6 protein-coding genes are annotated in these 12292 nt (G+C 56.7%); all 6 read right to left on the bottom strand.

Going from position 1 to position 12292, the window contains the following annotated elements; all coding sequences use genetic code 11:
- Window positions 1-5032, bottom strand: a 5032-nt coding sequence (locus Q8Q08_08585) for a hypothetical protein (GenBank protein MDP2654072.1), incomplete at its 3' end; no start/stop codon positions are given.
- 569 nt (window positions 5033-5601) lie between these two features.
- Window positions 5602-7353 (bottom strand): hypothetical protein, encoded by a 1752-nt coding sequence (locus Q8Q08_08580; GenBank protein ID MDP2654071.1) that lies wholly within the window; start codon window positions 7351-7353, stop codon window positions 5602-5604.
- A 26-nt stretch (window positions 7354-7379) separates the two neighbouring features.
- On the bottom strand, window positions 7380-8495 hold the full coding sequence (locus Q8Q08_08575) for a tetratricopeptide repeat protein (protein ID MDP2654070.1): 1116 nt from the start codon (window positions 8493-8495) through the stop codon (window positions 7380-7382).
- Between the two features lie 123 nt (window positions 8496-8618).
- Complete coding sequence (locus tag Q8Q08_08570; protein ID MDP2654069.1) at window positions 8619-10406, bottom strand: secretin N-terminal domain-containing protein; 1788 nt, start codon at window positions 10404-10406, stop codon at window positions 8619-8621.
- Window positions 10403-11113 carry a hypothetical protein gene (locus tag Q8Q08_08565; protein ID MDP2654068.1) on the bottom strand — a complete coding sequence of 237 codons (711 nt, stop codon included), beginning with the start codon at window positions 11111-11113 and terminating at the stop codon, window positions 10403-10405. Before Q8Q08_08565 ends, Q8Q08_08570 begins: the two co-directional genes overlap by 4 nt.
- A 12-nt stretch (window positions 11114-11125) precedes the next feature.
- The gene (locus Q8Q08_08560) at window positions 11126-12049 is read right to left on the bottom strand and encodes an AAA family ATPase (GenBank protein ID MDP2654067.1); all 924 of its coding nucleotides are present in this window, start codon (window positions 12047-12049) and stop codon (window positions 11126-11128) included.
- Between the last annotated feature and the right edge of the window lie 243 nt (window positions 12050-12292).

The raw sequence follows: 12292 nt of genomic DNA, 5'->3' as shown, positions 1-12292 counted from the left end.
TCAATTCATTGATGTCCTCACAGTTAATCCCCGTGTCAATCATCACATCGATATCCGCCCAGTTGATCCCCGAGTCACTTAAAACATCCAGATCCAGCCAGTTCACCCCGGCGTCACTCAATACATCCACATCCAGCCAGTTGATCCCCGTGTCGCTCAACACATCCACATCCGCCCAGTTGATCCCCGCGTCACTCAGCATGTCCAAATCCAACCAGTTGATCCCCGCGTCACTCAAGGCATCCACATCCACCCAGTTGATCCCTGTGTCGCTCAGCACATCCAGATCCACCCAGTTGATTCCCGCGTCACTTAAGTCATTGATGCTCACCCAATTCACCCCGGCATCACTCAAAACGTCCAGGTCCACCCAATTGATCCCCGTACGGCTCAACTCATTAATATCCGTCCAGTTGATCCCCGCGTCGCTCAGGCTCTCCACGTCCACCCAGTTAATCCCCGCATCGCTCAGCACATCCATGTCCAACCAATTGATCCCGGCATCGCTCATCACATCCAGATCCACCCAGTTGATCCCCGCGTCACTTAAAATATCCAGGTCCACCCAGTTGATTCCCGCGTCATGCATGGCATCCAGGTCAACCCAGTTGATCCCCGCATCACTCAAGACATCCACATCCACCCAATTGATCCCCGCATCGCTCAAGGCCTCCAGATCCAGCCAGTTGATCCCCGCGTCACTCAAACTGTCCACATCCACCCAATTGATCCCCATGTCGCTCATCACGTCCAGATCCACCCAGTTGATCCCCGCGTCACTTAAATCGTTGATGCTCACCCAGTTCACCCCGGAATCGCTCAGCACATCCAAATCCACCCAGTTGATGCCGCTGCGGCTGAGGACATCCAACTCCGCCCAGTTGATCCCCGCATCACTCAGCACGTCCAGGTCCAGCCAGTTGATCCCCGCATCACTCAAACTGTCCACATCCACCCAGTTGATCCCCGTATCACTCATCACATCCACGTCCAGCCAGTTGATCCCCGCTTCACTTAACACATCCAGGTCCAGCCAGTTGATCCCCGCGTCACTCAAAATATCCAGGTCCACCCAGTTGATCCCCGTGTCCGACAGAGTATCGATGTCAATCCAATTGATCCCTGCGTCATGCATCGCGTCCAAGTCCACCCAGTTGATCCCGGCATCACTTAGAGCATCCAAATCCATCCAGTTAATCCCCGTGTCACTCAGCACATCCAAATCCACCCAGTTGATCCCCGCGTCGCTTAAGTCATTGATGCTCACCCAGTTCACCCCGGCATCACTCATCACATCCAGGTCCAGCCAGTTGATCCCCGTACGGCTCAATTCGTTGATGTCCACCCAGTTGATCCCCGCGTCACTCAGCACGTCCAAGTCCAGCCAATTAATCCCCGCATCCGACAACGCATCAATGTCGACCCAGTTGATCCCCGTATCACTCATCACATCCAGGTCCACCCAGTTGATCCCCGCGTCGCTCAAAATATCCAGGTCCACCCAGTTGATCCCCGCGTCGCTCAAAATATCCAGGTCCACCCAGTTGATCCCCGTGTCACTCAGCACATCCAGGTCCACCCAATTGATCCCCGCGTCACTCAGCACGTCCAGGTCCGTCCAATTGATCCCCGCGTCGCTCAGATCATTGATGCTCGTCCAATTGATCCCCGTGTCACTCAAGACATCCAGATCCTTCCAGTTGATCCCCGTGTCACTCAAGACATCCAGATCCATCCAGTTGATCCCCGCGTCACTCAAGACATCCAGATCCTTCCAGTTGATCCCCGTGTCACTCAGCTCATCCAGGTCCACCCAGTTGATCCCCGCGTCGCTCAACACATCCAGGTCCACCCAGTTGATCCCAGCATCGCTCAAGGCGTCCAGGTCCACCCAGTTGATCCCCATGTCGCTCATCACGTCCAGGTCCACCCAGTTGATCCCCGCGTCGCTCATATCCCCCAGACTCACCCAATTGATCCCCGCGTCACTCATCGCGTCCAGGTCCTTCCAGTTGATCCCTGTGTCGCTCATCTCATCCAGGTCCGCCCAGTTGATCCCCGCGTCACTCAATGCATCAATATCCACCCAGTTGATCCCCGCGTCCGAGAGGGAACCAATGTCGATCCAGTTGATCCCGACATCCGACATGACCTCGATATCCTCCCAGTTGATTCCCGCGTCACTCAGCACGTCCAGGTCCACCCAGTTGATTCCCGCGTCCGAAAGGATGTCAATATCCCCCCAATTGATGCCCACATCGCTCAAGGCGTCAATATCCCGCCAGTTGATCCCCGTGTCCGAAAGGACCCCGATATCGCGCCAGTTGATCCCGGCCGTCGCCATTTCCCCGATGCTCGCCCAATTGACGCCGCTCGTGGACTGGACCACCATGTCCGCCCAATTGATCCCGGACGTGCTCAGGGAATCAAAATCTTCCCAATTGACCCCGGCGTCGCTCAGGACGTCGAGGTCGGTCCAATTGATGCCGGCCCTACTCATAGTGTTGATATCCCCCCAGCAGATGCCGGCGGTGGACATCTGACCGATGTCGCCCCAGTTGATCCCGGAGAGGGTCATGGTCCCGATGTCATACCAGTTCACCCCGGTGTCGCTCAACACATCCAGATCCAGCCAGTTGATGCCGGAGTCCGAGAGGGTGTCGAGGTCCACCCAGTTGATCCCGGCGTCATGCATGGCGTCCAGATCGAGCCAGTTGATCCCGGCGTCGCTCAAACTCTCCATATCCTCCCAGTTGATCCCGGCGTCATGCATGACATCCACGTCCAGCCAATTGATCCCGGATATGGTGAGGACACTCATGTCATACCAGTTGATGCCGGTCCTGCTCATGACATCGAAATCGGTCCAGTTGACGCCGGTGTCGGACATGACGTCGAGATCGGTCCAATTGATCCCAGCCGTGGTCAATTCGGCCAGACTGTCCCAGTTGACGCTGGCGGTCCAGTTCGTGCCGGAGCCGGACATGTAGGCGATGTCGCGCCAGTTGATGGCGGCGTTGGACATTTCACCGATGTCGGTCCAGTTGACGACAGCCATTTCGTCAGTTTCAGTCTTGATGCTTCTGACGTGAGAAAAAACCGGCTCATAGGCGATATAAGTCGACAAGGTGCCGATACCAGGTTTCGTAATACTTACGGCAGCATACTGGGCAGATGATGCCGCGTACATCGCCGACTCGAAGGTGCTGGTAGATGTCGCCACATTGGCGTTCCCTCCTCCATAGTTGATCGAACACCCCAAGTCGCCACGGTCATACGGCCCCCCGCCTTCAGAGTCCCACATGTGCATCGTGCAGGTTTCCGTGCCGTTAAATTCCACCAAAACGCCATTCAGCAGCGCCCAAGCATGGAGATACGTCCCGCCAGCATTGGGGTCATATATCCACGCCCCGTGGATAGCATAACCAAGACTGGTCGTGAGGATATTCCAGTTGATCCCCGCGTCGCTCATCTTATCCAAATCAATCCAGTTGACTCCGGAATCCGAAAGGGTGTCGAGGTCGATCCAATTGATTCCGGCGTCCGAAAGGGTGTCCAGGTCGATCCAGTTGATGCCGGCGTCATGCATGGCATCGAGGTCCAGCCAGTTGATGCCGGCGTCGGAGAGGGCGTCGAGGTCCATCCAGTTGATGCCTTTGGTGGTCATGACGGAGATGTCGTACCAGTTGACGGCGAGGTTGGTCATGGCGCCGATGTCCAGCCAGTTGACGCCGCCGGCGGTGATGGCGTCGGTGACGGTTTTGATGTCATAGAGCATCTTGGCAGACGGCCCCCAATCTCGACGGACAGAATATGTTTTCCCCCCATAATCCAATTCTGCGATGAGTACATAAGCATCTTCCGGTCTCGTGGGAACCAAAGACCAGGTGTAGCAAAGCCCACTTGCGAACGATGCTCCTGTCACAGCATCATTCATGTTCCCATCTGCATCATAAAGCCAAAAGTCGCAATTTGTGACCCCAGATGTAACCAGCCGCCCATTATAGTAAAGGGCAGATTCAGCTTCATAGGCAGAGGTCGATGGCTTATCTCTCATCCATACGTACATTTGATACCCCTGGAAATCCTGCTCGGACCAATTGATGCCGGCGGTGGTCATTCGTCCGAGGTCGGCCCAGTTGATGGCGGAGGTGCTCATGATCCCCAAGTCATCCCAATTGACCGAGGAGTCCAGGCCGCCTCCCCCGATGTCGAGCCAGTTGACGCCGGAGGTGGTCATCTTGCTGAGGTCGGCCCAGTTGACGGCGGAGGTGGACAATGTGACGACATCGGTCCAGTTGACGCTGGCCTGCTGGTCGGTGACGGCTTTGATATCAGAAATATTGGCTACCAAAGAGTCCATATTGGACCCCGGCGGCGGGACATTGGCTATCGTGTCGTAAGTTTGACCTCCATAAGTCATCGTGACCCTGATTTGGTACAAGTTATAATCCCCGGCCCCCAAAGAGATCGTATCCGAACATACGCCACTGGCGAAGCTCCCGGAGCCTGTGCTGTCCGGGGTGGTCGAAGTAGAATACAAATACCAGCTGCAAGAAGTGACTCCCGAGGTTATGAGCACCCCATTATTGTAAAGCCGCCACGTCGTAAACATATCCCCTTGACTGGCCGTTGATTCCCCAATAGACACTTTCACATCAAACCCGCCAATGATCCGGAACGCGTTCGACAGGCCGGTGACGAGCTTGGTCACGCCGTTCACCACGACGTTGGCCGTGGCCTTGAGGACATACATGTCGCCGGGGGTGGTGATGTCCAGCCCTTTGCCGGAGAAGTTCGCGACACCGGCGTTGAAGCGCGTGGTGGTGGTGCCGTTCAGGGCGACGCTGGCGCCGCCGGAACTCGAATAGATCGCGATGGAAACGGTCGTGGTTGTGGCGTAGGACGTCAGGGTGTTGCCCTGGGAGTCGACGATGCAGATATACGGCTGGGGATTGAAATCAACGCCGGGGTAAGAATCCGGAACGCCCCTGTTGCCCGCGGTGGGGTTACAGAAGAAGTCCAGATACATGCCGGGGTCGTCCGCATTGCCGCCGGCCAACTCGGATGAAGACGCGCCCGCGGAGAAGCCGTCGTAGCCGCCGCCGGTGTATTGGGCGGAGGCGGGGGAGGCGAGAAGGAAAATTGTTATGAAGATGGAAAATGGAAGATGGAAGATGGATAGACGAAAAGAAAATGGAGAATGGAAGATAGAAGATGGAAGATGGAGGATGGAAAAGAGAAGAGGAAATGGAGGATGGAAAATTGAAGATGGAGATGAAGGATGCCGGGCAGAGCCGGGCCCCTGGGGATCAGAGGCCTTATCCATGCTCCCTTTTCGATTTTCCATTTTCATTTTTCTGCTACAATCCGGCATATTTTTTAGTCGCCCCGTTGGGGTTGTTACTTTCCGCAACCCCTTACCGTCCCCAACCCCCGGGGATGGCATTCGCCAACCCCGGGGGTTGGTTGTCAGACCGGAGATGGCTCCCGCCAACCCCGGGGGTTTTTGTGCTTCTCGTCACATTAACCCCGGCAGCCCTTAACGCTTCGCAGGGCTCACCGCCGGGGTTAAACCGTCCCGCCGGTTGGCGGGACGATTTAAGGCACGCAAAAGCCGGCGCCTTCGCACGTGCGCACGCCGCGGCCGCCCCAATTGTTGCGCCGCTTCAGAGAACCGGCGGCGGCCCAGGTGCGGTTCGCCAGGTAATATTCAAGACTGGTCTCTACCCAGGACCCGCCGCGCAGGCCGGAAAAGGTCGCCTTGGTGACATATCCAGACGCATCAATACCTGGCCAATACGCAACATTGGCGAAGCCTATGGTCGAGCTGGTGGTGACGTCGCCGTCGCCATGGTTTCCGGTATACCAAAACGCGTCGGTGCTCAAGGCAATCACATAGGCGACATACTCGGCCACATTGCCGCTCAATTCCATGGCCCCGTAATACCCCGCGCCGGAGGTGTTGCGGGTGGAATCGCTGCGGGCGAAAAGGCCGGCCCGCACCGGGCCTTTCTTATATAAAGTGGGCGCACCCAAAAACGCATCTCCTTCTGACAATGTTGTGTCGTTATATCTGATGTTCGCGTCCGCGGGGGCACCGGGCGATTCGTTTCCCGATTCGGGACTGACGTCAAAACTGGCCAGAGGACGGTAGCTGGTGGCAACGCCCCAGACCGTTTCCCCGGGCACAACCGCGTTGGGGCCCCGGGCGACTTTTTCAAACTCCAACTCGGTCATGGGGCGCAGGGCAAACCAGTCCAGAACGGCCGCCAGATCCGTCCAGGACATATATGACATGGCCCTGTCCGGACGCGAGGTTGAATAAGACGTCGAGGTCCCTCCGGCGGACCCGGAGACCGTGTTGCGGTAAACTACACTGTCACCCTTGTCCGTAGTGATGTCCCGCGCGGCCTGCTGGGTGGCGTTCAAAGAATTGAGGAATTCCACATACAGCCCTTCGGTCACCTCGTATTTCATGCAGTAAAAGGACTGATAGCCCTTGGGAAAGGCTGCGGGGATGTCTGCTGTTGCTCCTGTGCTTGCTCTCTCGGCAGAGTTGACCGAGTTGGACGTGGGCGGGGCCACGTAATAATAGGCACCGGAGGTGGACGTCAGCTGGATGGCCGCTTCCGAGGAGATATACCAGGGCAAATTTGTGTACCCCAGGAATGCCCCCTCTGTTCCTGTGCCGTCCGTGGAATTTCCCACGTAAAACGGGCCCGTGGGGACAAAGACCATCTCGACGCCGACGACCTTGGCCGATATCGAGGTGGTCGACGAGACGGTGCAGCCGGCGCCGTAAATATCCGTCACCGTGAGCTCGACCCCGGAGGAACTCACGCCCCCCGAGCCCTGGGATTTCCTGCGGATGAGCGCGCCTTCCGTGTCCGGAGAGACCGCCAGTTCCAAATCCTGATTGGAGCCGACGGACGTGCCCTGCGGGTTGATCCCCGACGCTATCAAATTTTTCTGGCAGGTCGGGTTTGCCGCATCGATTAATCTGACGATGAGCCAAACCCCGTCGTGGTTCGTGGAGTTGCGCCAGGAGTTGTCCCAGGCGATGTCGAATTTGACTTTGAGATTGGTGACAGAGCCAGAGACGGTCCTGTCTTCCATGGTCACGTTGGTGATGCGCAGGTTGTTGGCGGAAGACGGAGTGGCAAAGAGCAAAAGGGCAATGAAGATGGAAGATGGAAGATGGAAGATTGAGGGATGAAAAGAAAATCGAGGATGGAGGATGGAAGACGGAGGATGGTTACCGCCGATCCCCCGTTCAACCCCCGGGGATGACTTCGTCAACCCCGGGGGTTGAGGAATGTATTTGCCCAACGTCCATCCTCGATTTTCCATTCTCATCGCTTTTCCTTTCATATTCGTCACTCCTGATAGGCGCGGTACATTTTTTTATTCACTTCCGATTCCAGGGAGGAATCGATCATGGCCTTCAGATGCAGCTCGGCCTCCACGATCTTTTCCATGACCAGGGCCGAATCCGCGGCCTGGGGGCTCAGGTCCAGATACTTCTTAAAATGGTCAAGCGCGGTCCTGTAATCATTCAGATATTCGCCGCTCACAAAGGCCAGGTTGAAATGGGCGGCGGAATCATCGGGCCACAGGCGCACCGCGCGGCGGTATTCGCCGATCGCCCTGCGGTAGTTCCTCTGCTTGACGTACATGTTGCCCATGTTGTAATGGACCTTGGCCTCGTTGGCCCTGACCGCGTCACGCTGTTTGTTGTACTTCTCGATCATGGCCAGCACATCCGCGCTCTTGGCCTTGTCCCCGACAACGGTGTCCGCCTGCCAGGGGTCGAACAACGGCTCTTCCATCGCGGCCGAGGTTTCGTCCTGCAGGACGTCCGGCGCCTCCAGCATCTTCGGCTGTTGCGCGGCCAGCTTCTCGGCCTCTTCCAGTTTTTTGCGCAGGTCCGCGACCTCCTGCTCCGTGGACAGGTTTCCCTGCATCATGGTCTGAAGCTGTCTTTTCAAATCCTCGATCTCATTTGAGGCGGACGTCAGGCGGTTTCTGTCGATCCTCTCCTGCCCCCGCAAGCGCCGGGCCTCGCCATCCAAATTTTTGTTCTCGCGGCTGAGCTTTTCGTTCTCCTCGATCATCTTGCGCAGCGTCCGGTTGAGCTTGATGACCTGGTGTTCGTTGAGCTCGCCCAGCCCCCAGCCCTCCCCGTCCGCCCGGCCCCCTGCCGGGGCTTCGTAACCGGTATCCGGCTTGAGCAGCATGTCCTTCTTCACGATGATCTGGTCCAGGCCGATCTCGGTGGTGATGAATTCGTCCGCGAGGTCCTCCTCCAGAATTTCCTGATTGGCCGCGGGATCATCGAGCATGAGATCGACATCCTGGGCCGCGACGGGAACAGAAACAAAAAGGAGAATTGAAAATGGGAGATAGAGGATGGACAACGGGAAAACAAAAAGACACCGCGGCGTCATTCCTCCCTTAAAGGCTTTTTCCATTTTCCATTTTCGATTTTCCATCTTCGTCCTCCATCCCCGCTCAACAACGTTCGCTCGCATGCTCGCTCACTTTCGCGGGGCCTTCGGTTCGCGCGGATGAGTTATGTCGCCCGGCGATCCCGGGCTCCATAACTCATGCGCTCATTAATCCTTTAACTTCAATGCCCGGACTTTCCCATCCGCCTCTTTCCGAGACCCGTCTTTTTTCAAATAAAAATCATTCGGCGGCTTGATCTCCCCCCGGACCTTGTCGTACGCCTCGGCGCCGGTGATGATGTGGGGGGTGATGAAAATCACGATCTCGGTGGACTCCAGGCTCTCCGACGTCTGGCTGAAGAGCTTGTTGATGTACGGAATATCCATCAAAAAAGGAATGCCGCGCTTGGTGGAAACCTTGTTGTCCTTCTTGAGCCCTCCGAGAATGATCGTGTTGCCGTCCTTGACCATGACCGTGGTCTCGACCTCGGTCTTGTTGACCTGCGGGATGCCGCCGCCCTGCGAGGTGATCCGGTCCACCACGGTCGAGATCTCGGGGCGCAGGCGCATGGTGATAAAGCCGTCGTCATTGATCATCGGGGTGACGTTGAGCTTGAGCCCCACATCCACGAAGCGCACGTCCTCGCTGGTGATGGCGTTGTCGCCGGTGCCGGAGGTGGTGGAGATGATGTAGGGGATCGTGTCTCCGACATGGATCTTCGCTTCTTCGTTGTTGGTCACCAGGATCTTGGGGTTGGAGAGGATCTTTGTGTCGCTCACCTGTTTGAGGGCGCGGATGGAGGCCTCGAAATCATTCACATTGATGTCGCCGATGGTGAGCCGGCCGTAACGCGTCAATAAATTGTCGCTGGAGGTCAGGCCGCTTTCGTTGAGCAGGTTGGACTTGAGGTCCACCTTCTTCATCTCCTTCCAGGAGCTGCTGGAAAAATCCAGGTCCCAGTCGATGCCGTAATCCATCTGCGGCTTGAACACGACCTGCAGGATCCTGGCCTCGACCAGGACTTCCTTGGTGGGGATGTCGAGGCTCCGGATGAGTTTCTCCACCTCCTCGCGCCGGCCGGGCAGGGCCCGGACCACGAGACGGTTGGTGCGCTCGTCCACGGTGATGGAGCCGACCGTGTGGGCGTCGATGCGGGCCCTGAGTTTTTCCGCCGTGACATCCGCTTTGGCATACTGCAGAGGATACACCACCGCCTCCAGGGGCGATTCCATGTTCTCGATGGCGGCCTTCATTTTCGCAATGGACTGGGGCGTGTCGATCATGACGACGGACCCGGTGTCTTCGTCAATGATGATCCGGCCGAGGTTGCTCTTGAGACTGTCGAGCGTGGAGAGCACGTAGGCCGGCTTGGCGTAATTGAGGCGCACGATCTCCACCTTCATCTTGTCGTTGAACCGCTTGCCGAGCATGGCTTCGTACTCGATCTGGGACATGACATGGACGATGTTGCGCTCCAGATGATACGCGAGGTTATTGGAAATCAGGATGATGTCGAGGGCGTCCTGGATGGACACGTTCTTCAAATAGATCGTGACGCGCCCCGCCACGGTCCCGCTCGTCACCAGATTGAAATCGCCCTTGAAGGCGAGAAACTTGAGCACGTCAATGACGTTCATGTCGCGCACATCCAGCGTGATGGCACGGCCGAGGCGTTTTTCGAGCAACTCGGTTTCCGGCTCGATGACGATCGGCTTGGCGCCCAGGCCCGGAGGCGGCAGAAGCGACGGCTGGCTGACGGCATTCCCCGCCTGGGCGTCAAGGGTCACGGAACGGGTCACAAACCTACGGGCCGCCTCGTTGGCCGGGCCGGACGGGGGAACCGCCGGCTGGGCGAGAACGATGGACGCGCACAACAGGCACACCAGCGCGAGAAGACCGCCGTCTCTGGCGCTGCCGGTCTGGGACGAACTGGATCGGGAGAGTTGCCGGGTCATAATCGCAGTTCCATTTCTTCATCCTCAAAACTCAGGATGATGCTGTCGGCATAAATTTTTTCCACTTTAACCCCGTTGATCTTTTCTCCTGTCCTGAGAAAATGCGTCACTCCGCTGGAGATGTTCTCGATCATGGCCGACGCGGATTCGGGCGTGTCGAGCCAGGAAACACCCACCAGCCGGAGGTCCCTGGTCTGCTGGATGATCCTCTCTTCCACCAGCGCTTCCCCGCCCTCGACCTTGGCCACCTTGGCCTCGTAGGGCTGAAAGATGTTCCGGCGGCCGACGGCGGTCAGGTATTCCGCGATGTCCTTGAGCACCGGAAGCTGGGGGACGTTCGACAGCGCTTCGGGAATCTCCGCGGAGAAATCAACCCCGCGGTTGACGGCCCGCATCCCGGAAAAAACACTCAAGATCAAAACAACGGCCGAAAGGAGGATGACCGCGACAAGGATTTTGTTGACCTGGGGCAGGCCCATGGGGACCGCCGCCCCGGAGGGGGACACGGACTGCCCTTTGAAAAAAGCGATGATCCGGCTGAAAACCGGCGGGACCTCAACGGCGGGAAGGCCAAGCCCTTTCACGGAGGCCGCGACCTGCTGGACCTCCGGCGCGCCGGCCGCCGGCGCGTCCGCGGACGGGGCGTCCTGGGCCTGGGTGCTCTCAATGATCTTGAGTAATTTTTTTTCTGCCGTTTCTTTTGCCATAGAAGTTCAAACTCACGGGTTGTGCGGATACGGATAATTTTTATCGACGTCTTGTCCCAGCAAGCGATGCCCCATGGGCGGCATTCCCGGGCCACCGGTGCGGAACTGCTCCTCTTTGTCGATCACCTCTTTGACCAGCAAGCGGTCAACCGCGTGCTTGTTCTGCATGATCAATTCCTTGAGGACCTGATGGCACAGCATCGTGATCCGGCGCGGATACCCGCGCGTGTAGTTATAAATTTCATGCACCGCTTCGTCCAAAAATAATTCCATGCGGCTGTTGTACCCCGCGGTGTGGATGCGGAAATTGATGAGCTCTTTCGTTTCTTTGGCGTCCAGCGGATTGAGCGTATATTTAAAACTGATGCGGTCCATCAGATTGGGCATGTTGACGAGCTTGGGATACAGCTCCACCTGCCCCAGCAAAACAAGCTGGAGCATCTTGAATTCGTTGGTCTCAAAATTCAAAAGCACGCGCAGGGTCTCGAGCGTGGGCATGTTGAGTTTTTGCGCCTCATCGATGATGAGGATCACAGTCTGCTTCTCTTCCAGGTTTTTTTGGATCAGGAATTTCTCGAACTCATCGCGCAGCTCAAGAATATCCATCGCGGCCGGATCGAGCCCCGAGGACCTGTCGATCTCAAAATTGCGGACGAGGGACAGGAGGAATTGCTTTTCATCGTTGAACACGGGATTAAGGATGATGTGAAACGTCATGTTGCCGCGCCGGCTCAGCTCTTTCACGAGCATGCGCGAGAGGGATGTTTTGCCCGTTCCGATGTCGCCGAAGATGACCGCCAGCCCCCGCTTCAAATGAAGCTCAATGAGGACGTTGGTCAAGGCCATGTCGTGTTCTTTGGTGAGATAAAAGAATTCCGGATCAGGGCTTGTGGAGAAAGGCTCTTTGTCAAAACCAAGTAATTTGTAATACGTCATCGGGGACCAGGGATTAGGAGATCACTATTAAATTCTATATAAAAGTATAATATAGCGCGGGGGCCCGTGCTAAAAAATTATATATACTTAAAATATTATCATAAGTCCTTATCTTATCAACTGTTTAATGGATTTTTTCACAGGTAAGCGTTTCCCGGAATAGCCCTTCTCACGGAGGGACATTCCGGCATCTGGAAGGGGGCGGGAACCGCGAAAAATTCCTGAAAAACGGGCTGCGGTATG

The organism is Candidatus Omnitrophota bacterium (assembly GCA_030688425.1).
In the GTDB taxonomy this organism is placed as follows: Bacteria; Omnitrophota; Gorgyraeia; order Zapsychrales; family JANLHA01; genus JAUYIB01.
The sequence above is the reverse complement of the archived record's forward strand: the minus strand, read 5'-3'. Positions and strand labels throughout refer to the sequence as shown.

Bases quoted from the DNA above. Each gene is read 5' to 3' on its own strand.
- Q8Q08_08575 (MDP2654070.1), bottom strand. From the start codon at position 8,495: ATGGAAAATCGAAAATGGAAAATGGAAAAAGCCTTTAAGGGAGGAATG.
- Q8Q08_08580 (MDP2654071.1), bottom strand. From the start codon at position 7,353: ATGGAAAATCGAGGATGGACGTTGGGCAAATACATTCCTCAACCCCCG.
- Q8Q08_08560 (MDP2654067.1), bottom strand. From the start codon at position 12,049: ATGACGTATTACAAATTACTTGGTTTTGACAAAGAGCCTTTCTCCACA.
- Q8Q08_08570 (MDP2654069.1), bottom strand. From the start codon at position 10,406: ATGACCCGGCAACTCTCCCGATCCAGTTCGTCCCAGACCGGCAGCGCC.
- Q8Q08_08565 (MDP2654068.1), bottom strand. From the start codon at position 11,113: ATGGCAAAAGAAACGGCAGAAAAAAAATTACTCAAGATCATTGAGAGC.